Origin of the sequence: Sphingomonas sp., assembly GCF_013812825.1 — a bacterium.
Classification (GTDB): domain Bacteria; phylum Pseudomonadota; class Alphaproteobacteria; order Sphingomonadales; family Sphingomonadaceae; genus Sphingomicrobium.
The window spans coordinates 46260-70152 of the sequence record NZ_JACCSU010000063.1 but is presented as its reverse complement, the minus strand read 5'-3'; the positions used below and the strand labels follow the sequence as shown (position 1 = coordinate 70152).

Annotated in this window: 23 protein-coding genes; 14 read left to right on the top strand and 9 right to left on the bottom strand. The window is 66.7% G+C overall.

The window, feature by feature from the left end; translation table 11 throughout:
- Window positions 1-1008: response regulator (locus tag H0T81_RS08490; protein WP_294011805.1), on the top strand; the 1008-nt coding region annotated here is incomplete at its 5' end.
- A 97-nt stretch (window positions 1009-1105) separates the two neighbouring features.
- On the opposite strand, the gene H0T81_RS08485 is transcribed toward H0T81_RS08490, so the two are convergent.
- Both H0T81_RS08485 and H0T81_RS08480 read right to left on the bottom strand, forming a co-directional pair.
- Window positions 1106-3442, bottom strand: a complete 2337-nt coding sequence (locus H0T81_RS08485; RefSeq protein WP_294011803.1) for an EAL domain-containing protein — start codon at window positions 3440-3442, stop codon at window positions 1106-1108.
- 75 nt (window positions 3443-3517) lie between these two features.
- Window positions 3518-5446: a M1 family metallopeptidase gene (locus H0T81_RS08480; protein WP_294011802.1), complete on the bottom strand. Its 1929-nt coding sequence runs from the start codon at window positions 5444-5446 to the stop codon at window positions 3518-3520.
- A 158-nt stretch (window positions 5447-5604) separates the two neighbouring features.
- Between H0T81_RS08480 and H0T81_RS08475 the strand changes: the two genes are divergently transcribed.
- From H0T81_RS08475 to H0T81_RS08455, 5 genes are read left to right on the top strand one after another with little or no spacing between them, the layout of a single operon-like run.
- Complete coding sequence (locus H0T81_RS08475) at window positions 5605-6783, top strand: histidine kinase (RefSeq protein WP_294011800.1); 1179 nt, start codon at window positions 5605-5607, stop codon at window positions 6781-6783.
- Window positions 6783-7589, top strand: a complete 807-nt coding sequence (locus H0T81_RS08470) for a LytTR family DNA-binding domain-containing protein (protein ID WP_294011798.1) — start codon at window positions 6783-6785, stop codon at window positions 7587-7589. Before H0T81_RS08475 ends, H0T81_RS08470 begins: the two co-directional genes overlap by 1 nt.
- A 43-nt stretch (window positions 7590-7632) precedes the next feature.
- Window positions 7633-8007, top strand: coding sequence for a VOC family protein (locus tag H0T81_RS08465; protein ID WP_294011796.1), 375 nt, complete (start codon window positions 7633-7635; stop codon window positions 8005-8007).
- A 40-nt stretch (window positions 8008-8047) separates the two neighbouring features.
- Window positions 8048-9724, top strand: coding sequence for a hypothetical protein (locus tag H0T81_RS08460; RefSeq protein WP_294011794.1), 1677 nt, complete (start codon window positions 8048-8050; stop codon window positions 9722-9724).
- 15 nt (window positions 9725-9739) lie between these two features.
- Window positions 9740-10483, top strand: a complete 744-nt coding sequence (locus H0T81_RS08455) for an isocitrate lyase/phosphoenolpyruvate mutase family protein (RefSeq protein ID WP_294011792.1) — start codon at window positions 9740-9742, stop codon at window positions 10481-10483.
- On the opposite strand, the gene H0T81_RS08450 is transcribed toward H0T81_RS08455, so the two are convergent.
- Together H0T81_RS08450 and H0T81_RS08445 are read right to left on the bottom strand one after the other, a co-directional pair.
- Window positions 10480-11688 (bottom strand): ABC transporter permease, encoded by a 1209-nt coding sequence (locus H0T81_RS08450; RefSeq protein ID WP_294011790.1) that lies wholly within the window; start codon window positions 11686-11688, stop codon window positions 10480-10482. The two genes, H0T81_RS08455 and H0T81_RS08450, sit on opposite strands and share 4 nt — an antisense overlap.
- Window positions 11688-12650 (bottom strand): ATP-binding cassette domain-containing protein, encoded by a 963-nt coding sequence (locus H0T81_RS08445; RefSeq protein WP_294011788.1) that lies wholly within the window; start codon window positions 12648-12650, stop codon window positions 11688-11690. The genes H0T81_RS08450 and H0T81_RS08445 overlap by 1 nt, the downstream gene beginning before the upstream one ends.
- Before the next feature lie 45 nt (window positions 12651-12695).
- Between H0T81_RS08445 and queG the strand changes: the two genes are divergently transcribed.
- Window positions 12696-13754 carry a tRNA epoxyqueuosine(34) reductase QueG gene (gene queG, locus H0T81_RS08440; protein ID WP_294011786.1) on the top strand — a complete coding sequence of 353 codons (1059 nt, stop codon included), beginning with the start codon at window positions 12696-12698 and terminating at the stop codon, window positions 13752-13754.
- Here the strand turns inward: queG and H0T81_RS08435 are convergent.
- A complete protein-coding gene (locus tag H0T81_RS08435) occupies window positions 13751-14110 on the bottom strand; it encodes a hypothetical protein (protein WP_294011784.1) in 360 nt (119 codons plus the stop codon). The genes queG and H0T81_RS08435 overlap by 4 nt on opposite strands.
- Before the next feature lie 73 nt (window positions 14111-14183).
- Here H0T81_RS08435 and H0T81_RS08430 point away from each other — a divergent pair, with 73 nt between their 5' ends.
- The gene (locus H0T81_RS08430; protein ID WP_294011782.1) at window positions 14184-15185 is read left to right on the top strand and encodes an adenosine kinase; all 1002 of its coding nucleotides are present in this window, start codon (window positions 14184-14186) and stop codon (window positions 15183-15185) included.
- Window positions 15186-15230: 45 nt separating this feature from the next.
- On the opposite strand, the gene H0T81_RS08425 is transcribed toward H0T81_RS08430, so the two are convergent.
- Together H0T81_RS08425 and H0T81_RS08420 are read right to left on the bottom strand one after the other, a co-directional pair.
- Window positions 15231-16766, bottom strand: coding sequence for an amino acid permease (locus H0T81_RS08425; protein WP_294011780.1), 1536 nt, complete (start codon window positions 16764-16766; stop codon window positions 15231-15233).
- Window positions 16767-16889: 123 nt separating this feature from the next.
- Entirely contained in the window at window positions 16890-17267 is a 378-nt protein-coding gene (locus H0T81_RS08420) for a histidine triad nucleotide-binding protein (RefSeq protein ID WP_294011778.1), read from the bottom strand.
- Window positions 17268-17372: 105 nt separating this feature from the next.
- Here H0T81_RS08420 and H0T81_RS08415 point away from each other — a divergent pair, with 105 nt between their 5' ends.
- From H0T81_RS08415 to H0T81_RS08400, 4 genes are read left to right on the top strand one after another with little or no spacing between them, the layout of a single operon-like run.
- Window positions 17373-17891: a ClpXP protease specificity-enhancing factor SspB gene (locus H0T81_RS08415; RefSeq protein ID WP_294011776.1), complete on the top strand. Its 519-nt coding sequence runs from the start codon at window positions 17373-17375 to the stop codon at window positions 17889-17891.
- Window positions 17891-19282, top strand: coding sequence for a class II fumarate hydratase (fumC, locus tag H0T81_RS08410; RefSeq protein ID WP_294011774.1), 1392 nt, complete (start codon window positions 17891-17893; stop codon window positions 19280-19282). Before H0T81_RS08415 ends, fumC begins: the two co-directional genes overlap by 1 nt.
- 18 nt (window positions 19283-19300) lie before the next feature.
- The gene (locus H0T81_RS08405) at window positions 19301-19822 is read left to right on the top strand and encodes a DUF4142 domain-containing protein (protein WP_294011772.1); all 522 of its coding nucleotides are present in this window, start codon (window positions 19301-19303) and stop codon (window positions 19820-19822) included.
- On the top strand, window positions 19819-20217 hold the full coding sequence (locus H0T81_RS08400) for a hypothetical protein (RefSeq protein ID WP_294011770.1): 399 nt from the start codon (window positions 19819-19821) through the stop codon (window positions 20215-20217). The genes H0T81_RS08405 and H0T81_RS08400 overlap by 4 nt, the downstream gene beginning before the upstream one ends.
- Here H0T81_RS08400 and H0T81_RS08395 read toward each other — a convergent pair.
- Entirely contained in the window at window positions 20214-20732 is a 519-nt protein-coding gene (locus tag H0T81_RS08395) for an acyloxyacyl hydrolase (protein WP_294011768.1), read from the bottom strand. The two genes, H0T81_RS08400 and H0T81_RS08395, sit on opposite strands and share 4 nt — an antisense overlap.
- Window positions 20733-20794: 62 nt before the next feature.
- A complete protein-coding gene (locus tag H0T81_RS08390; RefSeq protein ID WP_294011766.1) occupies window positions 20795-21352 on the bottom strand; it encodes a DUF2585 family protein in 558 nt (185 codons plus the stop codon).
- A 66-nt stretch (window positions 21353-21418) separates the two neighbouring features.
- On the opposite strand from H0T81_RS08390, the gene H0T81_RS08385 reads away from it, so the two are divergent.
- Window positions 21419-22390 carry a magnesium transporter CorA family protein gene (locus tag H0T81_RS08385; protein ID WP_294011764.1) on the top strand — a complete coding sequence of 324 codons (972 nt, stop codon included), beginning with the start codon at window positions 21419-21421 and terminating at the stop codon, window positions 22388-22390.
- Between the two features lie 84 nt (window positions 22391-22474).
- Window positions 22475-23815: a divalent metal cation transporter gene (locus H0T81_RS08380; protein WP_294011763.1), complete on the top strand. Its 1341-nt coding sequence runs from the start codon at window positions 22475-22477 to the stop codon at window positions 23813-23815.
- Window positions 23816-23893 lie beyond the last annotated feature (78 nt).

The window sequence follows — 23893 nt, the reverse complement described above, 5'->3', positions numbered from 1 at the left end:
CGCGCCGAGGACGAGAAGCTCAAGCGCTATGCCGAGAACGCACTGTCGGCGGCCGAGCGCGGCGCCCGGCTGACCGGCCAGTTGCTGGCGTTCAGCCGCGTCCAACGGCTCGAGGTGCGGCCGACGGCGGTCGCGCCGCTAATGATCAACATGCGCCCGCTGCTGCGCAATGTGCTCGGCCCCGGGATCGAAAAGCGCTTCAGCCTCGACGAGGAGGAGCTGCCGGTGATGGCCGACCCGACCCAGCTCGAGGTCGCGGTCCTCAACCTGGCGATCAACGCCCGCGACGCGATGCCGGACGGCGGCGTCCTGACATTCTCGACCCGCCAGGTGAAGGTCGACCAGGATTCCGAACTCGAGAGCGGCGATTATGTCGAGCTGTCGATCACCGACACCGGTCCGGGAATGAGCGAGGAGGTCGCCGCGCGCGCGTTCGAGCCCTTCTTCACCACCAAGGAGGTCGGCAAGGGCACGGGCCTCGGGCTGTCGATGGTCTATGGAATGGCCCGGCAATCGGGAGGCAGCGCGCGGATCGTCAGCCCGCCGGGCGACGGCACCACCGTCAAGCTGCTGTTCCGGGTCGCCGAACAGTCGGCCGCGGCGGCCGAGGCGGGCGATGCCGACGCCGAGCGCCACCATAGCGAGGCGAGGGATGCGTCGGTGCTGGTGATCGACGACGACCCCGACGTCCGCGGCTTCATCGTCAGCAGCCTCGAGGAGCAGGGCTATCGGGTCGCCGAGGCGAGCGACGGCCGCAAGGGCCTCAAGGCGTTTGCCAGCGAGCGGCCCGACCTGGTGGTGCTCGACTTCATCATGCCGGGCTTGTCGGGCGCCGAAGTCGCCAAGCGGATCCTGGCCGAAGCGCCCGGCCAGCCGATCCTGTTCGTCTCCGGCTACAGCGAAACCGAAGCCGTGCGACGGGTCGCGCCCAAGGCGCCGCTGCTGACCAAGCCGTTCCGCGCCGAGGCGCTCGACAGGGCCGTGCGCGGCGCGCTGGCGGGGAATTGACGAATAGCGGGCGGCAATGGGCTGAACATATCGACTGCGGATCATCAGGGGGCACAGATGGAAAACAAGTACGAGCCCGTTCGGCAGGCAGTACCGCTCAGCCCGCCATGCGCTTCGCGCCCAGCCCGATCACCATCTGGTTGGCGCGCTCGTAGCTGAGCGGGCGGCCGAACAGATAGCCCTGGATGGTGTCGCAGCCGAGATCGCGCATGCGCTCGAAATCCTCGGCCGTCTCGACGCCCTCGGCGGTGACCGACATCCGGAAGCTCTTGGCGAGCTGGACGATCGACTGGATGATCGCGACATTCTCCGGACGGGTTCCGGCTTCGCGGACGAAGCTGCCGTCGATCTTCAATTTGTGGAACACCGCTTTGTTCAGATAGCCGATCGACGAATAGCCGGTGCCGAAATCGTCGAGCGCGATTCCGACCCCGAGCTGGCGAAGCCGCTTCAGGACATCGAGAGTCGAGCCGTTGTCGCCGAGGAACACGCCCTCGGTCACCTCGAGCTCGATCCGGTTGCCGGGCAGCTTGTGGCGGGCGAGCGCCTCGCTGACCGTGTTGGGAAGCGCGGCGAGCGCGATCTGCTTGGGGCTGATGTTGAGAGCGACCGTGATCGGCTCGGGCCAGGTCGCCGCGGCCCGGCAGGCTTCGTCGATCACCCATTCGCCGATCACCGGCATCAATCCGGCCTCCTCGGCGACCGGGATGAAGACGTTCGGCGGCACAAGCCCGCGCTGCGGATGGTTCCAGCGGATCAGCGCCTCGAAACCGGTCAGTTTCTGGTCCTTGGCGTTGACCAGCGGCTGGAAGGCGAGGTGGAACTGCTTCGAGGCGATCGCCTGGCGGATGTCGGTCTCGAGGCGGACCCGGTCCTCCTGCTCCGACTGGAGCTCGGACGAGAAATAGCGGGCGATGCCGCGGCCGGCGCCCTTGGCTTCGTAGAGCGCGAGGTCGGCCTTGAGGATCAGGTCGTCGACGGTGGCGCCGTCGATCGGCCCGAACGCGCAGCCGATCGAGACTCCGATCCGGATCTCGGTCTGATCAATCATGTAGGGAGCGGCGATCGTCTTGATGATCCGGTCGGCCATCCCTTCGACATTGCGGCGGCTTTGAGCGTCGATGACGACGATCGCGAACTCGTCGCCGCCCATTCGACCGACGTGGCCGTCGCTGCCGACCTCGTCCACCAGCCGCTTGGCGACGGCTCGAAGCACGGCGTCGCCCTTCGGGTGGCCGAACGTGTCGTTGACCGGCTTGAAGCCGTCGAGATCGAGGAACAGGATCGCGCACGGCACATTGCTGACGGTCGCGGTGCGCAGCGCTTCGCCGAGCAATTGGCGGACCCGGCCGCGATTGGGCAGGCCGGACAGCACGTCGACGTTGGCGAGATGGGTCAGCCGCTCCTGCGTCTGGCGGATCTCGGTAATGTCCGAGCCGACTCCGCGGAAGCCTTCGAAGCGCCCGGCCGTGTCGATGATCGGGTCGCCGCCAATCGAAATCCAGCGCTCGCCGCGAGCGGTCTTGAGTTCCATTTCGACCGCGTTGAACGGCTGGCGTTCCAGCAGCAGTCGCCCGAGCTCGGCGTTGCCGCCGAGCAGCGAGGGCAGCGAATGGCCGAGCAGCTGGCTTGCCGGGCGGTCGAGCAACGCGGTCATCCGCGACGAGATGTACGTAACGCGATTCTCCGAATCGACCTGCCACAGCCAGCCGACTCCGCGCTGCTCATATTCCTGGAGCAGAAGGCTGGCGCTCTCGCTCTGCGATCCGAAGTCGGCGTTGGTCTTGAGCTGGTGGAACGCCCAGCGGGCGACCGCCAACACTCCGAAGATCGCGACTCCCAGAGTGAACAGGATCGACAACATGTGCGGAAAGGGCACGGTGTTGCGGCCGAGGAGCAGGGCAACGCTGACCCCGGCGGTGAAGGACGACATCCAGGCGGTGACGCACGGCGGAACGACGACCAGGCCGAGCGCGCCGATGCCCAGTCCCGCCATCACGGAGGCGGCGATCACCTGGGTTTCGGGCGACAGCCCCGGGAACATGGCCAACGGCAGGCTGAGCCACAGCACGGCGCGCAAGGTGACGTCGCCGACCATCAGCCAGTGCGGCACCTGGTGGCCCGAGCGGCCGACATGAGTGATCGCCTGGGTCCGGGCGAGCTGCATCGCGGCCAGATTGACGATCGCGATCGATCCGCACCACGGCAGCAGCCAGGTGACGGCGACCTCGCCCCACAGCACCGCCGCCATCATCAGCGCGGCAACGATGTTGGCGGCCGCGAAGAACGGCGCCAGCTGCGCACGCGAGATCAATTGCACGTCCTTGAGAGGGGAGCTTCCGCCGTCGCCTTCGCGGCTGGTCAGGCCAAGCGATTCCCCGCCTGGAAGGCGCGCGGAAATCATCCGTTTATAGCGATCTGGGGCCTCGTACATCCGCCTGCCGTTCCAAGTCCGGGCAAACGGGTAGCGAAAGAGCGTTTAAGGGCGGTTAAGGATCGGCCGACTGAATCATCCGCCGCCGAGCTTCAATTCGTCCAGCTCGCCGGTGACCAGCGGGTGGTAGAGCGGCCTCCCGCGCGGGTAGATCCGAGCCGCGATTGGGCGGCCCCAGCTCGAATCCTCGGCCAGCGCCTTGATCAGCGGCCGGACGAACTTGCGACGGCCCTGCGTGGTCAGGAACTGCTCGAGCGACGGGACCGCGGGATCGTAGCGGTTGCCGACCGCGAGCTCGAGCCAGGCAAAGCGGACCTCCATATTGCCGACGCCATTCAGCCCGAACGCCTGGTTGAGCGCGTCGAGCCGCGCCTTGGGGAGCTTGCGCGGGAGCTTGCTGAGGAATCGCAGCCGCTCGGCGGTGTTCCAGCGCGACCAGGCGGCGGTGTCGGGAGCGGCGCCGCGCGCGAACCCGGCGACCGACCGGTCGACATCGGTGAACGCCAGCCGGTCCGGCCGCACCATGTTGGGCGGCAGCCCGGGCTGGTAGACCCACTCGTCGAGCATCAGCTTGCGTTCGAGCGCCGCATCGCCCTTGACCAGATGCTTGCGGATGTCGGCGAGGAAGATCGCCGAGGTGACCGGCTCGAATCGGTGACGCTCGAACCAGCCCTTGAGCCAGGCGTCGAACCGCTCGCGTCCGACCGTCGCCTCGATCGTGCGGAGAAAAGCGGCGCCTTTCTCATAGGCGATTTCGGTCAGGCCATGGTCGGGGCTGCGGCCCTTGAGGTCGATGTGCAGCCGAGTGTCGGGAGCCCTGGCTCCGCCGAGGGTCCCGATCTCCTCGTTCAGCGAGTCGACTCCGAGCGCATATTGCTGCGCCGCGTACTTGGGCCCGTAGATCGCCTCGCCGATGCGATAGGTGGCGTAGGTGGTCATGCCCTCGTTGAGCCAGAAGTCGGCCCAGGTCGCATTCGTCGCGAGATTGCCCGACCAGCTGTGAGCGAGCTCGTGGGCAATCAGGCTGACCAGGCTCTTGTCACCGGCGATGAAGGTCGGGGTCAGGAAGGTGAGGTTCGGGTTTTCCATGCCGCCGAACGGGAAGGACGGCGGCAGGACGATCATGTCGTAGCGTTCCCACAGATAGGGGCCGAACAGCTTCTCGGCGGCGTCGATCATCTTCTCGGTGTCGGCAAGCTCGGTTGCAGCGGCGTCGAGCATCGCCGGCTCGGTCCATACGCCCGAGCGCGGCCCCAGCGGCTTGAACGCGAGGTCGCCAACCGCGATCGCGATCAGATAGGGCGGAACGCTGTTGGCCATTCGATATTCGAACAGGCTCTCGCCGCCCTGAGTGATCGGCTCGGCCGCACGGGGCGCGCTCATCACCGCGGTGAGGCCGGCGGGAACCCGGATCTTCGCTTCCCAGCTCTGGCGGATTCCGGGCGAATCCTGGGTCGGGATCCAGGTGCGGTTGAGGATCGCCTGACCCTGGCTGAACAGATAAGGCTGCTTCTTCCCGGCCGTCTGCTGAGGAGTCAGCCACTGCAGCGCTTCGGCCTCGGGCGCGCTCTTGTAGCGAATGACCAGCCGCTCGGTGTCGGGACGAAGCGCGACCGCCAACGGGGCTCCGAGGTTGGAGTCAGCCGCCCCGACCTTCCATGCCAGCGGCTCGCCCTCGCCGTCGGTGATGCTCTCGATCTCCAGCCCCTTGTCGTCGAGGATGATCTCCTTCGCCTCGGGACGGCGCTGGATGTCGAGCGTCGCGGTGCCGCCGATGCGCTTGGCGTCGAAGTCGACAGCCAGATCGAGCGCGACGTGGTGGACGCGCGCTTCCCGCGGCCGAGCGAAGCTGTGGATGTCCCTGGCGTCGGCGGTGTTGAGGATCGGCGCGATGGCGGCCGCTCCGTTGGAGGCGGGCTGCGCGCCATTGTCCTGCTCGACGAACCGGCACGATGCCGTCAGAACCATTGCGGCGACCAGCACCGCCCGCGACCAAAGCTTCATTTAAATGCTTCCCTAAGCCGAACTCGGCAATGCCAACGTAGGGCGAGCGTTTCGGTGCCGCGAAAACACGCCGGGCCATTCCGCTACCCTCGCTCGAGGACCGCCCCGGAGCCCGCGCTTCTCGCAATGAGGAAATTTCGCGCCTATATCCACGGCCAATGGCGACCGACAGCGCGGCACTGGAACGGCGGCAGCGGCCGGCTCGACGGGCGGGCCGCTCCAACGCGCCCCGAATCCAGTCGCCCGCCGCTCCGATCGCCGAGGGCATCGGCCTCGACCAGCCGTTCTTCGCCGACAAGAACCGGGCGTTCTGGATCCTCCAGTCGATCGGCTGGTCGGGCTATTTCATCCTCCGGTCCCTGTCCGGCTTCGCCAATTCGATGGGCTGGATGTGGGTCGTCCACACGTTGCTGCTGACCGCGACCGGCTATTCGCTGACCCTGCTTCTGGCGACTCTGTTCCGCCGGCTGATCGCGATGCGCGCGCTGCTGACCGTCGCCCTGTCGCTGGTGGCAGTGATGTTCGCCGCGAGCGCTTTTTCGATCATCGAGACGTGGAGCTACGCGACCTTCCTCAAGCCCGACGCCCGGCCGGTCGGATTCGAATATCTGGGTGCAATCCTGCTCAATTTCTCGCTGCTCGCCGCGTGGGCCGCGCTCTACTACGGGATCAATTACTTCTTGCTGCTCGAAGAGCAGATCGACCAGCGCGAGCGGCTCGAGAGCCAGGCCTCGAGCGCCCAGCTGGCGATGCTGCGCTACCAGTTGAACCCGCACTTCCTGTTCAACACCTTGAATTCGATCTCGACCCTGGTGCTGTTGAAGCAGACCGAGCGCGCGAACGCGATGCTCGCCCGGCTGTCCTCGTTCCTGCGCTATACGCTGGTCAACGAGCCGACCGCCAAGGTGACCCTGGCGCAGGAGGTGGAGACGTTGAAGCTCTACCTCGAGATCGAGAAGATGCGCTTCGAGGACCGGCTGCGGCCGCACTTCAAGATCGAGTCGGAGACGATCGGCGCCCGGCTGCCGTCGCTGCTGCTCCAGCCGCTGATCGAGAATGCGATCAAATATGCGGTGACGGCGAGCGAAAGCGGCGCCGACATCTGGATCACCGCGCACCGCCAAGGGGAGTCGGTGCGGATCGAAGTCGCCGACAATGGCGACGGTGAAGGCGCCAGCTTGGCGGCCAGTCCCTCGACCGGGGTCGGACTGGCGAACATTCGCGACCGGCTGGCGCAGGCCTATGGAGCGGCGCACGCATTTACGACTCGAAAGAACGAACGTGGGGGGTTCAGCGTTATCATCGAAATTCCATTCGAGAGCGGAGACAGGGATTGATGAACATCCGGACCGTATTGGTCGACGACGAGCCGCTCGCGACCCAGGGTCTTCAGCTCCGGCTTCAGGCGCACGACGATGTCGAGGTGGTCGCCACCGCGGCCAACGGCCGCGAGGCGATCCGGGCGATCAAGACCCACAAGCCGGACCTGGTGTTCCTCGACATCCAGATGCCGGGGTTCGACGGCTTCTCGGTCATCCAGGGGCTGATGGAGGTCGAGCCGCCCCTCTTCGTGTTCGTCACTGCCTACGGCGACCATGCGCTTCGGGCGTTCGAGTCCCAGGCCGTCGATTATCTGATGAAGCCGGTCGACGAGGACCGCCTGGCGGCGACTCTCGACCGGGTTCGCCAGCGGCTGACCGAAAAGCGCGGCGCGGAAGAGGCGGAGCGCCTCAAGGAAGTGCTGGTCGAGCATGCGCCGGAGGCCGCGGAATCGCTGGCCGAGGAGACCGCCGGCGACGCTCCGGCCGCCAACCGCTTCGAGCGGATGATCAACATCAAGGACCAGGGACAGATTTTCCGAGTCGACGTCGACACGATCGAGCGGATCGACGCCGCCGGCGACTACATGTGCATCCAGACCGGGGACAACACGCTGATCCTGCGCGAAACGATGAAGGATCTCGAAAAACGCCTCGACCCGCGCCGGTTCCAGCGCGTCCATCGCTCGACCATCGTCAACCTCGACCTGGTTCGCCAGGTCAAGCCGCACACCAATGGCGAATGCTTCCTGGTCCTGGATTCAGGAGCACAGGTAAAGGTCAGCCGCTCCTACCGCGACGTCGTCGCGAGGTTCGTGCACTAGCGGCGCCGTTGGCGCGATGAGCATTGCGCGGATACAGGGCGGCATGGCGCGCATCACCGGCCTTGGCGGCATCTTCTACAAAGTGGCGGACCCGGACGCCACGCGCGCCTGGTACCAGGACAATCTGGGCATCGGCGGCGAATGGGGCGCGATGTTCCCGTTCAAGAAGGACGATGGCGAGGGATTTTCATTGCTGTCCCCATTCAAGCCGGACAGCGACTATTTCGAGCCGAGCGGGATTCCCTTCATGCTCAATCTGCGCGTCGACGACCTCGACGCGATGATCGCCGACCTTCAAGCCAAGGGGATCGCCATCCTCGGCCGGCAGGACGAGGATTATGGCCGCTTCGCCTGGATCCTCGACTGCGACGGGATCAAGGTCGAGCTTTGGCAGCAGCTCGGTCCCGCGCCGCAATAGCGGTTTGCCCAAGCCTCGCGCTCGCTGCTAGATCGACGCCATGACCAAAACCCGCTGGCTGGGAGCCGCCGCCGCCCTTTCCATCCTCTCGCTCGCCGCGTGCGAGGTCGCGACCACCACCAACACCGCGACCACGACCGGCAATGCCGCCGAAGGAGCGCAGCCGGCCGCGGTTGCCAAGCTGGCGCGGGTCGAAATGAACCCCGACACCAGCTTCCTCACCGCCGAGGAGCGCGAAGTGGTCAACATCCTCATCCAGGCGGCCGACCTGATGAGCGAAATCTACAAGCGGCAGGCGACGCCCAATTATGACGCGCTGCGCGCCGAGGTCGCGGCCAGGAACGAACCCGAATTGCTCGAGCGGTTCGACACCTTCTTCGGCCCGTGGAACAGCCTCGAGGAGGACAAGCCGTTGCTCGGCAGCCAGGCCAAGCCGCCGGGCGCGAACTTCTACCCGACCGACCTCACCAAGGAGCAATTCGACGCCTATCTCGCCGCCCATCCGGACCAGGCGGAAGCGCTCACCAGCCCGTACACGGTGGTTCGGCGGCAGGGCGACCGGCTGGTCGCCGTCCCTTACAGCCAGGAATATCGGCAGTGGCTCGAGCCGGCGGCGAAGCTGCTCGAGCAAGCCGCGGCGAAGACCAGCAATGCCAGCCTCAAGAAGTTCCTCAACCTTCGCGCCGAGGCTTTCCGGACCGACGACTATTACGAATCCGAACTCGCCTGGATGGACCTCACCGGCACCCCGATCGAGATCGCGATCGGCCCCTACGAGGTTTACACCGACACGCTGTACGGCCGGAAGACCGCGTTCGAGGCGTTCGTCACCCTTCGCAATCCCGAAGAGTCGCAGGCGCTCGACGTTTACAAGGCGCAATTGCGCGGCATGGAGGAAAACCTTCCCGTCGAGGCCAAGTACAAGAATTTCCAGCGCGGCTTTGAATCGCCGCTGGTGGTCGCCGACCAGGTCCACGGCGGCGGCGACAATGTCCCGGGCGTCCAGACGATCGCCTTCAACCTGCCCAACGACGAGCGGGTGCGCGAAGCCAAGGGCGCCAAGAAGGTCATCCTGCGCAACGTGCTCGGCGCCAAATACGACCGCATCCTGAAGCCGATGGGGAGCCTGGTGCTGGTCCCCGAGCAGGCCGGCAACGTCACCCAACGCTACATGTTCATGGAGACGCTGTTCCACGAATTGTCGCACAGCCTGGGACCGGGGACGATCACTATCGGCGGCCGCAAGACAACGGTCGACAAGGAACTGAAGGACGTCGCCAGCGGGTTCGAGGAGGCCAAGGCCGACGTCATGGGCGCCTACAACGTCATGCACATGATGGACAAAGGCGTGATCCCCGCCGCCGAGCGACCGCAGATACGCGCGACCTATGTCGCCGGCCTCTTCCGGGCGATGCGCTTCGGCACACACGAGGCGCACGGCAAGGGCGCGGCGATGCAGTACCGCTATCTGCGCGACAAGGGCGCGATCGTCTGGGACCCAAGGGCGAAGCGCTTCCGGATCGATGAAGCGAAGATCGACGCCGCGATCCGCGACCTGGTCGGTGAGATTGTCCGGCGGCAGGGCGGCGGGGACTATGCCGGGACCAAGGCGTTCCTCGACAAGTGGGGATCGCTCGATCCCGAGGCCAGCCAGGTGATCGGGACGATGACCCATATTCCGGTCGACATCCGGCCGGTCTACCCAAACCGCGTCTGACGGAGGCGAGCGGAAATGGCGGGCAGGTTCGAAACCTTCGCGGCTTTGCATGTCCCCGGCAATCCGGTGGTCCTGTACAACATTTGGGACGTGGGCAGCGCCCAGGCGGTCGCCCGGGCGGGGGCGAAAGCGCTCGCCACCGGCAGCCACCCGGTCGCCGACGCCAACGGCTGGTCGGACGGACAGCAGGTGCCGATCGACTTCGCATTGGCCAACGCCAAGCGCATTGTCGATGCCGTCGAGGTGCCGGTGACCGTCGATTTCGAAAGCGCTTATTCGGTCGACCCGGCCAAAGCGGCGGCAAACGTCGCCCGGCTGATGGCGACCGGCGCCGTCGGCTGCAACTTCGAGGACCAGGTGATCGATGGAGAGGGCCTGCACCCGCTCAAGGAGCAGGCGAAGCGCATCGAGGCGATCCGGCTGGCCGTCGGCGACCGCTTCTTCATCAACGCCCGCACCGACCTTTACTTGAAAACGCAGCAATATGATTCGGCACTGGTCGACGCGGCGATCGAGCGCGGCAAGGCCTTTTCCGACGCCGGCGCGAGCGGATTCTTCGTTCCGCGCCTCGCCGATCCGCGCCAAATCGAGCGGATCGTCCGCGAAGTCCCGCTCCCCCTGAACGTCATCGCGTTTCCCGGCGCGCCGGACAAAGCGGCGTGGGCGAGCGCCGGCGTCGCCCGCATCAGCCACGGCCCCTTCCCGCACCGCGCGCTGATGGCCAAGCTCGAGGAAATGGCGCGGGCCGCGCTGAACTAGGCTTTCGCGGCGCGCCTCCAGAACCGGCGCCGGGGGCCGGACTTGAGGACGCTTCGGCGGAAGATTCGCGAGGCGACGCGGACGATCAACGCCACCCACAATGCCTGCCAGGCGATCGCGACCAGATGCGGCCAGATCTGGGGCTGCTCGGCGGCGCGCGCGATCATCACGAACGGGGACGACAGCGGGAAAACCGCGGCGGCGAGTGCTCGCGGGCTGTCGGGCACTCCAACAGCGGTCGCGGCGAGCGCGAACACGACGACCTGCGCCATGGTCGCCGGCATCGACAGGGTCTGAACTTCGCGGGCGGTCGAGGCCTGCCCGCCGATGCCGAGGAACACCGAGCCGAGCAGCAGATAGCTCATCATGAAATAGACCACGGCCAGGGTCAGGAACGCCGGCCAGCCCGTTGCCGGCGCCGGCAGCGCCGACAGGCCCTGGTCGGTCATCAACGCAATCGTCGCCGCGCCCGTTGCCGTCCACACGGCGATCCCCAGCAGCGACATGACGAGCATCGCGAACAGCTTGCCGAGGAAGATCGCGTCGATCGGCACCGCCGCCGCAAGCACCTCGATGATCTTGTTCGCTTTCTCGTCGATCAGCTGGGACAAGAGCATTCCGGACAACAGGATGGTGAGCAGGAACAGCACCGTCTGCCCGGCGCGCGCGGTGAGCGCCCGGGCCGGCGCCAGCGAGCCTGGCGAGCGTGTGGATTTCGAGAGTTGGACATCCACCTCCCCCGCCGGCGCGACACGATCGCGCCGAGCGATATCGACCAGGAAGCGGACATGGCGGATCGTCGTCCCTTCCGCCTCGAGTCCGCCGATCAGCCGCGGACGATCGAGACTGCCCTCGAGCACGGCGATCACCGGCGGCGATTCCAAGGCCAACAGCCGCTGTCGCTGAGCAGCCGCGTCGGGCTCCGGCCGGAAGTGGCGCAGCTGCAGCATCGTCGATGAAGTCACCGCGTCGTCGAGGCGCCTGCGCGCCTCGGCGAGCGCTCGAAAGTCGGAGTCACTGGCAACGACCGCGATGACCGGCCGCTCGGCATCGCTGATCGCCGCGCCGCTGATGCCTCCGAAGATCACCCCCATCAGCACCGGGAACAACGGGCCCAGTAGGAAGAGTAGAAACGTCTTCGAAAAGACCGTCGCGGTAAAGTCGCGGCGGGCAATGACGAAGGCCGAGCGAAGCAACGTCGCCATTACGAGGGCTCGCCCTGATCGCCCATTTGCGCCGCGGCCGCATCGCCGGCAATCGCGACAAAGGCTTCGTGAAGGCCCGGCCGCTCGATCGCGAGGGTCTCGATCCCGGCGTTCCCGTCGAGCAGCGCCTTGAGCAGCGGTTCCGGTCCACCGGTCGGCAGCTCGAACACCCACTCGCCTCGCTCACGGACGGCATTGGCCGGGATCGCGGAGCGCCACGGTCCGTCGTCCGAGCGCGTGCGCAGCCGAACAATCGGCCGAAGCCGGTCGCGCGCTTCATCGACCCCGCCTTCAAAGGCGATCTTGCCGCCGGCGATGATCGCGATCCGCTCGCACAGCCGCTCGGCGTGGGCGATCACATGCGTCGAGAAGATCACCGTGACCCCATCGCGCGCCTCGGCCCGGATCAGCTCCTCGAGCTTGGCCTGGTTGATCGCGTCGAGGCCGGAAAAGGGCTCGTCGAGCACAATCAGCCGCGGGCGGTGGACGATGGTTCCGAGCAGCTGGACGGTCTGCGCCATTCCCTTGGACAGGTTCCGGATCGGCTTGCGCGCCCACTTGCCGAGCCCATGGCCGGCGAGGAGATCGTCGGCTCGGCGGCGGCCTTCCTTGAGCGGCAGTCCGCGCAGCGCGCCCATGAAGCCGATCGCATCGCGCGCCGTCATGCTTGGATAGAGGCCGCGCTCCTCCGGCAAGTAGCCGACGCCGCTCGCCGCATCGAGCGGACGCTCGTGCCCGAGCAGCCGGCGAGTCCCGGACGTCGGGTCGATGATCCCCAGCAGCATGCGCAGAGCGGTGGTCTTGCCGGCGCCATTGGGTCCGAGCATCCCGTAGATCGAGCCCGCCGGCACCGCGAGGCTGATGCCGTCGACCGCGCGAGTCTCGCCGAATTCCTTGACCAGGCCGCAGGCCTCGACTGCCGGCTGGTCGGTGTCGACCTGGTGCTGGGCCTTGCGAAGCACTGAAATTCCTACAGAATTGGCGGGCAAAGGTGTAATCGGCGGCCCGTGGATAGGAGCCAAAGCCTCAAGGAAGCAATACGCTCGCAAGCCGAGCGGCTCGGCTTCGTCGCCTGCGGGTTCGCGCGCGCCGACTCGGCGGGAGAGGCCGGGCTCGACCTCAAGCGCTGGCTGGCGGCCGGCCATCACGGCACCATGGGCTGGATGGAGGAGCGCTCGGAGGAGCGCTCGTCACCGCTCGCCTTGTGGCCCGACGCGCGCTCGGCGATCGCGCTTGGAATGAGCTACGCGCCGAGCACCGATCCGCTGTCGCTGGCCGACCAGCCGAGCCTCGGGCGCATCTCCGCCTATGCGCAAGGCAGCGACTATCACAAGACGGTCAAGAAGGGGCTAAAGGCGCTCGCCCGGTTCATCGTCGAGCGAGCGGGCGCAGCCACAGGAGAATCGGCCGAGCTCAAGGTGTTCGTCGATACCGCGCCAGTGATGGAAAAGCCGCTGAGCGCCGCTGCCGGGATCGGCTGGCAGGGCAAGCACACCAACCTCGTGTCGCGCGAGCACGGCAGCTGGCTGTTCCTCGGGATCATCCTGACCAGCCTCGAGCTCGAGCCGGACGCACCCGCCTCGCATCATTGCGGGAGCTGCACGCGCTGCCTCGACATTTGCCCTACGCAAGCGTTCGACGGTGCCCACCGGATCGATGCCCGGCGCTGCATCTCCTATCTGACGATCGAGCATTCAGGGCCGATCCCGAACGAGTTTCGACGGGCGATCGGCAACCGCATCTACGGCTGCGACGATTGCCTCGCGGCATGCCCGTGGAACCGCTTCGCGACCGCGGCCGCCGCCAACAAGGCGTTCCTGCCCCGCGCCGAGCTGGCCGCCCCCCGGCTCGGCGACCTGCTCGCGCTCGACGACGCAGCGTTTCGCGAAATGTTCGCCGGCTCGCCGATCAAGCGCATCGGGCGCAATCGGCTGATCCGCAACTGCTTGATCGCGGCCGGCAACAGCGGCGACCCTGGGTTGGCCAGGGACATCGAGCCCCATCTTGCCGATGCCGACCCGGTGGTCGCGGAAGCCGCGAACTGGGCGATGGAGCAGCTGGCCTAAGCGCGCGACATCGAGGCGATGCAGGTCCTCGGATCGGTCTCCACACCGGAGCGCAGCCGCGCATCGACATGGGCGACGCGCTCTGGCCCCGAGGCGTCGCGCGGCGGGTACAGATACGCATCGAGAATGCACCTCGAGCCTCGAAACTGAAGCTTGAGGCTGCGGCCCTCGCGGATTTGCAGCGCCGGAGTACCCAGCCGCTGCACAAGCTCGGAAGCGGTCATTCCAATGAGCTCGCCGCGCATCGGTGGCGCCGACATGGTGGGCGGCGGCTGGGGCAGCGGAGCTTGCGGCGGGCTCGGAGCGGTCGCGCAGCCGGCGAGCAACAAAGCGGCGAAAGGGAGGGTGAGGCGCATGGGCTCGATGATGGCCGCGCACCGGGGCCGAGGCAAGCTTGCCGGGAGCGGCCGTCGTCGCTAGGCGGCGCCGATGCCCAGACCCCGCCTCGACGTCCTGGCGATCGGCAATGCGATCGTCGACGTGATCGCCGACACCGACGACTCTTTCCTCGACGCCGAAGGGCTGACCAAGGGATCGATGCGGCTGATCGATGCCGAGGAAGCCGAGCGGCTGTACGCGCGCATGGGCGCGGCGCGCGAAGTCAGCGGGGGCTCGGCCGGAAACACCGCGGCGGGAGTCGCGGCGCTGGGCGGCCGAGCCGGCTTCATCGGCCAGGTGGCTCCCGACCAGCTCGGCCAGTTCTACAGCCACGACCTGCGCTCCGCCGGGGTCGAGTTCACGACTCCCGCGGCCGACTACGGAGTGTCGACCGCGCGCTCGATGGTGCTGGTGACGCCCGACGGGCACCGGACGATGAACACCTTCCTCGGCGCCGCGCAGCATTTGCCGGCAAGCGCGCTCGACGAGGCGCAGATCGCCGATTGCGCGATGCTCTACCTCGAGGGTTATCTGTGGGACCCGGAGACCCCGCGCTACGCGATGATCCGGGCGATCGAGGTCGCGCGCAGCGCCGGCCGCAAGGTCGCCTTCACTTTGTCCGACAGCTTCTGCGTCGAGCGCCACCGCGACGGCTTCAACACGCTCATCGACGAGGGGCGAATCGACATCCTGTTCGCCAACGAGGACGAGATCCAGGCGATGGCCGGAGTGCCGCACCTCGAAACCGCGATCGCCGCCTACCAGGGCAAGGTCGAGACGCTGGTCGTCACCCGCAGCGAAAAGGGCGCTCTGGCGACCCGCGCGGGCGAGCGGGCGCAGGTGCCCGCCGAGCCGGTCGAGCATGTCGTCGACACCACCGGCGCCGGCGATCTGTTCGCTGCGGGCTTCCTGGTCGGCGAGGCGCGCGGGCTGGGTCTCGAGCGGTCGCTGAAGCTGGGAGCGATCGGTGCGGCCGAGGTCATCCAGCATTATGGCGCTCGGCCCGAAGCGGATTTGAAGGCGCTTGCCGGCAATTTGCTCGGACAAGAATAGGGCGGCCCATCGCTGGACCGCCCCAGTTGCAGAGTTGACGGTCGGCTACGGCCTGATGATCGGCTCACCGGTCACGTCGCGCGGCGCATCCTCCGGGAAGTAAGGCGTTTCGTCGTCGGGCATCACATCGCGGCCCTTGGCAAGCTCAGAATTGCGCATGCCGTAGAGGAAATAGAGCACGATCCCGCCGAGGACATACCAGGCGAAGAAGATCAGCACACGGGCCGGGACCGAAGAGATCAGCCATACGCACGACAGGATGCCGAGAGCCGGAAGCACCGGATAGAGCGGCACTTTAAAGCCGCGCGGGATGTCCGGGTGGGTCTGGCGCAGCCAGATCACGGTCAGGGAGACGATGGCGAAAGCCGCCAGCGTCCCGACCGAGGTCGCATCGCCGAGGAAATTGATGTCGAAGAAGCCTGCGGCGATCGCCACGGCGAGGCCCACGACGAGCGTGTTGATCCACGGAGTCCGGAACCTCTGGTGGACCCGCGCGAAGACCTTGGGCAGCAGCCCGTCGCGCGCCATCGTGTAGAAGATGCGCGTCTGGCCGTACATCAGCACCAGGATGACCGAGGTCAGGCCGATGATCGCTCCGACCTTGATGGTCGAGGCGAACCACGCCCATTGCGGGCCGAACGCATCGACCGCGACCGCGACCGGGTCTGGCACGTTGAGGTCGGTGTAGGGAACGATCAGGGTCAGGACGATCGACACCAGGATGTAGATGATCGTGCACGCGACCAGCGAGCCGATCACCCCGAACGGCATGTCCTTGCCGGGGTCCTTGGCTTCCTGGGCAGCGGTCGAAACCGCTTCGAATCCAATATAGGCGAAGAACACGATCGACGCGCCGCGAATGATCCCGCTCCAGCCGAATTCGCCTTGCTGGCCGGTCGGCGGCGGGATGAATGGGTCCCAATTGGGCGCGAACGTCGCCCAGTTCTGCAGGATGATGATGCCGCCGACGACGACGAAGGCGGTCAGCACCGACACTTTGATCGCGACGATGATGTTGTTGACCTTGGCCGATTCCGAGACTCCGAGCACCAGCAGCAGGGCCAGCGCCGTGCAGACGAGGAAGGCCGGAAGGTTGAAGACCGTGGTGACGGTCGAGCCGTCGGCAAGCTCCTTGGGATAGCCCATCGGGCCGGTCAGCGCAGCGGGCACGTGGATGCCCATGTCGGCGAGCAGGCTGACCATGTAGCCCGACCAGCCGACCGCGACGACCGACGCGGCAAGGCCATATTCGAGCAGCAGCAGCGACCCCATCACCCAGGCCGCGAACTCGCCCAAAGTGGTGTACGAGTAGGTGTAGGCGGAGCCGGACACCGGAAGCGTCGACGACAGCTCGGCGTAGCTCAGCCCGGCGAACGCGCAGACGATGCCGGCGATGACGAAGGAGAGCAGTACCGCGGGACCGGCGTGCATTGCCGCCGCGTTGCCGGTGCGGACGAAGATGCCCGCGCCGATGATGCAGCCGATGCCGAGGAACACCAGGTTCCACGGACCCAACGAGCGCTTGAGTTCGCTGGTCTGGGTGTCGCGCTGAACCTGCGCGACGGTTTTGCGCAGCATCATGCGCCCGAGCAGACCCCTTTTTGGAGCTTCGGTGGCCATTCGACTTCCCCTTCGACAGGCTGGAGCGGCGGAGCCTAGCGGCTCAAACAGTTTGAGCAATCCCCCGTTCCGCACAAATGCGGCTCAGCGGGCAAGCATCGGCCCCAATGGCTCGCCGCCGAAAATATGGACGTGGAGGTGCGGCACTTCCTGGCCCGAGCGCTTGCCGACATTGGACAGCAGCCGGTAGCCCTGGACGACCATCCCCGCATCGCGGGCGACCAGCCCGACCGCCCGGACGAGGCCGGCGATCTCGGCGTCGGACGCACGCTCGGAAAAATCGTCCCACGACACGTACGGGCCCTTGGGGATCACCAGGATGTGGACCGGCGCCATCGGATTGATGTCGTGGAAGGCGAGCGCGTGGTCGTCCTCATAGACCTTCTTGCACGGCAGCTCGCCGCGCAGGATCTTCGCGAAGACATTGCTCTCGTCATAGGGCTGCGTCGGGTCGACGGGCATGGCTCTGACTGTCGCCGGGTCGGCAGCCGCGTCAAGTCAATTGTGCGCAAGGGCCGCGCGCAACCGCTTGACCGGCAACGCCGCCTCGCTACCACCGGAAAGGCGATGAGCGACGATGCGCCCGAAAGCCTGATCCCGTACGACGAAATCGTGCAGGAGGCCTTGCGCGACGTCGTCGGCCGAGTGCTCGGCGAGGTCGAGCGGACCGGCGCTCTGCCCGGCGGCCACCACTTCTACATCACCTTCAAGACGCGACTGCCCGGAGTGGCGATTCCCAAGCACCTAGTCGAGCGCTTCCCCGACGAGATGACGATCGTCATCCAGCACCGGTTCTGGGACCTGAAGGTCGAGCAAGACATGTTCAGCGTCGGACTGTCATTCGGCGGCGTGCCGTCGACGCTTCGGGTGCCATTCGCCGCGGTCACCCAGTTCCACGACCCAGCGGTCGAGTTTTCCTTGACCTTCCACGCCAACGCCGCCCCCGAGCTCCAGCAGGAGCATGAGCCGGCCGAAAACGACATGCCCCAGATCGAGGCCGGCGATGCCGACCAGAGCGGCGAGCCGAGCGACGCGGCGGATGACGGCTCCAACGTCGTTTCGGTGGATTTCACGCGCAAGAAATAATGGCCGCAACCCGCACCGAGACCGACAGCTTCGGGCCGATCGAAGTTCCGGGCGACAGCTATTGGGGCGCCCAGACCGAGCGCTCGATCGGCAATTTCCCGTTCGGCCCCAACGAACGCATGCCGGTCGAGATCATCCACGCGCTGGGCTTCGTCAAGCAGGCGGCTGCGCGCGTGAACGCGCGCTTCGAGCTGCTCGAGCCGCACCTCGCCGAGGCGATCCAGCAGGCGGCGGGCGAAGTCGCTCGCGGCGACCTCGACAGCCAGTTCCCGCTGGTCATCTGGCAGACCGGGTCGGGCACCCAGTCGAACATGAACGCCAACGAGGTGATCGCAGGGCGCGCCAACGAGGCCCTGACCGGCAGCCGCGGCGGCAAGGAGCCGGTCCATCCCAACGACCATGTCAACAAGAGCCAGTCGTCCAACGACAGCTTCCCAACCGCGATGCACGTCGCCGCGGCGCGCGCCGTCCAATCCAAGCTGCTCCCGGCGATCAAGGCGATGCGAGACAGGCTGGCCGAGCTTGCCAAGCGCTGGGACGGCATCGTCAAGATCGGCCGGACCCATTTGCAGGACGCCACCCCGCTGACCCTCGGCCAGGAATTCTCCGGCTATGCGGCGCAGATCGGCGACAATGTCGAGCGCATCGAGCAATTGATGCCGAGGCTATATCGGCTCGCCCAGGGCGGCACAGCGGTCGGCACCGGGCTCAATGCGCCCAGGGAATTTGGCAAGGCATTCGCCGAGGAGATGGCGAATTTGACCCGCCTGCCGTTCACCAGCGCGCCCAACAAGTTCGCCGAGATGGCCGCACACGACACTCTGGTCGACCTGTCCGGGGCGCTCAACACGCTCGCCGTTTCGCTGACCAAGATCGCCAACGACATCCGGCTGATGGGCTCGGGCCCGCGCTGCGGGCTGGGCGAGCTGAAGCTGCCGGAGAACGAGCCGGGCAGCTCGATCATGCCGGGCAAGGTCAACCCGACCCAGGCCGAAATGCTGACCATGGTCGCCGCTCAGGTGATGGGCAATCACGTCGCCGTGACGATCGGCGGAATGCAGGGACATCTCGAGCTGAACGTGTTCAAGCCGCTGATCGGAGCCAATGTGCTGCGCTCGATCAGCCTGCTGGGGACCGGCATTGTCAGCTTCACCGAGCGCGCTCTCGAGGGCCTCGAGCCCGACGAGGAGCGCATCGCCGAGCTGGTAGACCGGTCGCTGATGCTGGTCACCGCGCTGGCCACCGAGATCGGCTACGACAATGCCGCCGCGATCGCCAAGCATGCGCACAAGCAGGGGCTGAGCTTGAAGGAAGCGGGGCTCGATCTCGGCCTGGTCGACGAGGAGACGTTCGACCGTGTTGTCCGGCCGGAGAAGATGGTCGGCCGCTAAGCCGCAGGAGATCCACCAATGCGTGCCCCACCAATCGCCTTCGCAGCCATGGCTGCCGCCGCCCTCACCGGGTGCGGAACAAGCGAGCCCCCGCGCTCCCGGGCGGGGGCGCCGCCGGTCGTCATCCGGCCGCTGTTCGCGGCCGACTACATGGCGATGGCCTCGTCGATCGACCTCTATGAAATCCGCTCATCCGAGCTAGCTCTGACCCGCGCGCAAAACCCGCGCCACCGCGACTTCGCGCGGGCGATGATCGCCGCCCATAAAGGCACCTCCTCGCAGCTGTCGTTGGCCGGGCGCCGGCTCAACCTGCTGCCGTCGGCGACCCTGCTGCCGAGGCACCAGGCGATGCTCGACGAGCTGATCGCCAGCAGCGATTTCGATTCGACCTACCATGGCCAGCAAATCGCGGTCCACGAGGCGGCGCTGAAGCTGCACGGCGACTTCGCCGCGCGCGGCGAAAGCGCCACCCTTCGCCCGGTGGCGAAGAACGCGGTGCCGATCGTCCGCAACCACCTCGACATGATGCGGCGGATGTGAGGCGCGCGGCAATTTTCGCCGCCGCGGCGGGGCTCGCGGCCTGCGCGAGCTTTCCCAAGGCGGCAGTTCCGGTGACCGGCGAGTGGGGCGGCCGCCACGTCGGGCTGAGCCTCGGCGAAACGTCCGGGGTTCTCGACTATGATTGCGCGGCGGGGACCATCGACGGCCCGCTGCTGCCGCGCGGGGACGGCACGTTCGAGGTTGACGGACGCCATACGCCCGGCACCGGCGGCCCCGAGCGCGTGGGCGAGATACGGCCGAGCTTCCGCGCCCGCTACCGGGGCGCGATCCGCGGCGGGCGAATGACTCTCGAGGCGCGGGTCGAGAACGGCGTCCTCCTTGGCCCCTTCACGCTGGTGAAGGGCGGCGAGCCGATCATTTTCCGCTGCCTTTAGAAGGCGAAGTTCACCCGCACGCCGACATTGTCGACGCCGGGGTTCTGGCGCCCGAACAGCTGGGCGTGGCTCATGTGGACCCAACTCGCCTCGATGCTGAGCCGATCATTGATCTGGGTGCCGATGCCGAGCTCGGGAGCGAACAGGACCCGCGAGCCGAAGGCAATCCGGTCGGTGCGCTGGAAATTGCCCGCGGAGCCTGTGTGGACGGCGAGCCCCAGCCCGGGGCGAACGTACAGCTTGTTGCCGAACTTGGCCGAGATTCCGATCGCGCCATAGTTGGTGTTGCCAGCGGTGTTGAGCGCAGCGAACGCGTAGGGCTGCAGCGGGGTCGGTCCGATGCGGCCGCCGCGCCAGCCGATCTGGACATCCGCGCCGCCTTCGAAATCGCTTTGGGTCAGCGGCGATTTGATGTCGTGGATGTACAGCCCGCCGAAGATTTCGCCGGCATGAGCGGGGGCGGCGACGAGGGTCGACAGGCACAGGCCGCCGAGAAGAATTGCGATCCGCTTCACAAGCCATCTCCAAGAATTGTTCGCAGTCTTCAATGCTTTGCTCGCCGAATGGTGCCCTCAGTTCAAGCTGCGCCCGACTGCCACTCGAGCACGGCCTGGTTCGGAGCCAGCAGCATCCAGACGTTGAGGAACAGATTGTCGCGGATGACGAGCAGCGGAATCAGCTCGAGTGCAAGGACAATCAGCACCGATGCCCACAGCGGCAGCCGGCGCGCGGCGAGGAAGCCGAGGGCCATCATCGCGATGTCGCTCATATTGTTCAAAATGCTGTCGCCCGAATAGCCGAGCGCGATGGTCGCCTCGCGGTAGCGGTCGATGACCGCCGGAGTGTTCTCCATGACCTCCCACGCGGCCTCGACGAGAAGCGCGATCAGGAAGCGCCGCTCCACCGTCCAGCGGCGCGCGACGATGTGCAGCGCGGCGTAGAACAGAAAGCCGTGGACGATGTGGCTCGGGCTGTACCAGTCGGCGAGCATCTGGCTTTGCTTCGGCCCGACCGCTCCCCACAGCTCGATTTCCCCGCACGCGCAGATCGGCGGCCGGCCCATCGCCAGCAGGACCGCCATGGTCGCGAGAAGGATGAGCACGCCCGCGAGAGTGGCGCGCGAACGAATGGACATCCGGACCAGGCTTAGCAGAGCCGAGCGGCTTGCAAAGCGCCACGGTTCTAACCATCACCCATCCCCATGCTGCGCGCCTACGGACCCGATTGCGATGGCGGCTTCATCGATCCGCACCATGGCCCAATTCCGCCGAACGCGACCTGGATCGACCTCGAGGAGCCGACGCGCGAGGAAGAAAAGCTGGTTGAGAAGCTGATCGGGCACAATGTCCCGACGCAGCAGGAGCTGACCGAAATCGAACCCTCGAGCCGTCTGTTCGAGCGCGACGGTGCCCTCTACATGACCTTGAGCGCGCTTCGCGGCGTCCGGGAGGGGAAGCCGGAAACCACGCCCATCGGCTTCGTTCTCGCCGACAATCGCCTGGTCACCGTGCGCTATGCGACCCCGCTGCCGGTGCTCGCGTTCGGCGATCACGTGCTCCGCGAGCCCGGGTTGGCGCGCGATGCGCTGACCGTGCTGGTCCGGCTGCTCGACGCGATCATCGAGCGACTCGCCGACGAGCTCGAGGCGTCGGGCGCCGAGATCGAGCGGATCTCGACCCATATCTTCGGCAAGGAAGTCGATGAGCGGCGCATTCCAGCGCAGCGGCTGACCGCGCTTCTGACCCGAATCGGCCGCGCCCAGTCGCTGCTCGCCAAAATTCGCGAGACCGCGGTCAGCACCGCTCGCCTGCTGAGCTTCCTCGGAGCCTCCACGCCGGTCAAAGCCGATGAGACGGCACGCGGCCACGTCGGAAGCCTGATGACGGACGTCAGCTCGCTGGTCGACCACAGCGGCTTTCTGGGCGACAATTTGATTTTCCTGCTCGACGCGGCGCTCGGCCTCATCAGCGTCGAGCAGAACGCGGCGATGAAGCTGTTCTCCTGGGCGGCGCTGATCTTCCTTCCGCCGACCCTGGTCGCCGGCATCTACGGGATGAACTTCGAGCATATGCCGGAGCTCGACTGGCTGTACGGCTATCCGTTCGCACTGGGCCTGATCCTCGCCAGCGCGGTGCTCCCCGTCCTGTATTTCAAATGGCGCCGCTGGATCTAGTCCCTCGCCGGTCGTCCAGGTCCAGCATCGGCTGTTCCCTCGAGCGCAACTGGAACAGCCATAATCCGTTACCCCCCCGCAACCATGGCCAATCGCCAACCCCTGCCCGCGCCGGCGGCTGATCAACGGTACATCCGAAGGGCTTTCAAGAAGCCGCAAATCCGGCTGCGCAACGTGTTCGGTCCCGGCCTGATCACCGGCGCGTCGGACGACGATCCCAGCGGCATCGCCACCTACAGTCAGGCCGGCGCCCAGTTCGCTTACGGCCTCGGCTGGACGATGATCTTCACCTACCCGCTGATGTCGGCGGTGCAGATGATCAGCGCGCGGATCGGCCGGACCACGGGGCACGGCATCGCCGGCAATCTGCGCCGCCATTATCCGGCGTGGCTGACGATCTCGCTGGTGACATTGCTGCTCATCGCCAACACCATCAACATCGGCGCGAACCTGGGAGCGATGGCCGATGCGACGGCGCTTGTATCGGGACTTCGCCCAGGCGCGTTCCTGGTGATTTACGCGGCTTTTTGCGCGCTCTCGGAAGTGTTCATGCGCTACGGGAATTACGTGCGGGTGCTGAAATGGCTGACCGTCGCGCTGCTCGCCTATGTGATCACCCTGTTCCTGGTCGACATACCCTGGAGCCGCGCGCTCGGCGGCCTCGTTGTTCCAACCGTCACTCTGGACTCGGCGGCGCTGACCATGATCGTTGCCATCTTCGGCACCACCATCAGTCCCTATTTGTTCTTCTGGCAGGCGTCGCAGGAAGCCGAGGACGTCCGCGAGTTCGACGAACGCAAACCGTTGATCCGGGCACCGAAGGACGGGCCTTCCGAGCTCAGGCGGATCGAGCTCGACACGCTGATTGGAATGGCCGCATCCAACCTGGTCGCGCTGGCCATCATCCTGACCGCGGCCGCGACCTTGAACGCCAATGGAATCACCGACATCACGACGTCGGCCGAAGCCGCGGCGGCGCTCGCTCCGGTCGCCGGCCCCTACGCCTCGACCGTGTTCGCGCTCGGCATCGTCGGCACCGGCCTGCTGGCGATCCCCGTCCTCGCCGGCTCGGCCGCCTACGCGCTCGGCGAAGCTCTGCGCTGGCCGGTCGGGCTCGACTGCAAGCCCCGGCGCGCCAAGGCCTTCTACGGGACGATTGTCGCCGCGACCGCGGTCGGAGCGCTGATCAACTTCACTCCGATCAATCCGATCAAGGCGCTGGTCTGGGCGGCGGTGATCAACGGCGTGGTCGCGGTGCCGGTGATGACCGTGATGATGCTCATGGCGTCGCGCAAGTCGATCATGGGCAAGTTCAGCGTCACCGGCACTCTGCGGGCGCTCGGCTGGGTCGCCACCGGAGCAATGGCAGCCGCCGTCGCGGCAATGCTCTGGGGCATGATCGCCTACGCACCCCCGGTCCTTTGAAATCGGCTTGCTCGCTTGCTAAGGCGCCCACAGCGCCCCCTCGCGCGGCTTTCGCCGCTTCGACCCCAAGGACCTGCG

Bases quoted from the DNA above. Each gene is read 5' to 3' on its own strand.
- H0T81_RS08385 (WP_294011764.1), top strand. From the start codon at position 21,419: ATGCTGCGCGCCTACGGACCCGATTGCGATGGCGGCTTCATCGATCCG.
- H0T81_RS08415 (WP_294011776.1), top strand. From the start codon at position 17,373: ATGAGCGACGATGCGCCCGAAAGCCTGATCCCGTACGACGAAATCGTG.
- H0T81_RS08435 (WP_294011784.1), bottom strand. From the start codon at position 14,110: ATGCGCCTCACCCTCCCTTTCGCCGCTTTGTTGCTCGCCGGCTGCGCG.
- H0T81_RS08485 (WP_294011803.1), bottom strand. From the start codon at position 3,442: ATGTACGAGGCCCCAGATCGCTATAAACGGATGATTTCCGCGCGCCTT.
- H0T81_RS08425 (WP_294011780.1), bottom strand. From the start codon at position 16,766: ATGATGCTGCGCAAAACCGTCGCGCAGGTTCAGCGCGACACCCAGACC.
- H0T81_RS08390 (WP_294011766.1), bottom strand. From the start codon at position 21,352: ATGTCCATTCGTTCGCGCGCCACTCTCGCGGGCGTGCTCATCCTTCTC.
- H0T81_RS08470 (WP_294011798.1), top strand. From the start codon at position 6,783: ATGAACATCCGGACCGTATTGGTCGACGACGAGCCGCTCGCGACCCAG.
- fumC (WP_294011774.1), top strand. From the start codon at position 17,891: ATGGCCGCAACCCGCACCGAGACCGACAGCTTCGGGCCGATCGAAGTT.
- H0T81_RS08405 (WP_294011772.1), top strand. From the start codon at position 19,301: ATGCGTGCCCCACCAATCGCCTTCGCAGCCATGGCTGCCGCCGCCCTC.
- H0T81_RS08380 (WP_294011763.1), top strand. From the start codon at position 22,475: ATGGCCAATCGCCAACCCCTGCCCGCGCCGGCGGCTGATCAACGGTAC.
- H0T81_RS08420 (WP_294011778.1), bottom strand. From the start codon at position 17,267: ATGCCCGTCGACCCGACGCAGCCCTATGACGAGAGCAATGTCTTCGCG.
- H0T81_RS08430 (WP_294011782.1), top strand. From the start codon at position 14,184: ATGCCCAGACCCCGCCTCGACGTCCTGGCGATCGGCAATGCGATCGTC.
- H0T81_RS08465 (WP_294011796.1), top strand. From the start codon at position 7,633: ATGGCGCGCATCACCGGCCTTGGCGGCATCTTCTACAAAGTGGCGGAC.
- H0T81_RS08460 (WP_294011794.1), top strand. From the start codon at position 8,048: ATGACCAAAACCCGCTGGCTGGGAGCCGCCGCCGCCCTTTCCATCCTC.
- H0T81_RS08475 (WP_294011800.1), top strand. From the start codon at position 5,605: ATGGCGACCGACAGCGCGGCACTGGAACGGCGGCAGCGGCCGGCTCGA.
- H0T81_RS08455 (WP_294011792.1), top strand. From the start codon at position 9,740: ATGGCGGGCAGGTTCGAAACCTTCGCGGCTTTGCATGTCCCCGGCAAT.
- H0T81_RS08450 (WP_294011790.1), bottom strand. From the start codon at position 11,688: ATGGCGACGTTGCTTCGCTCGGCCTTCGTCATTGCCCGCCGCGACTTT.
- H0T81_RS08480 (WP_294011802.1), bottom strand. From the start codon at position 5,446: ATGAAGCTTTGGTCGCGGGCGGTGCTGGTCGCCGCAATGGTTCTGACG.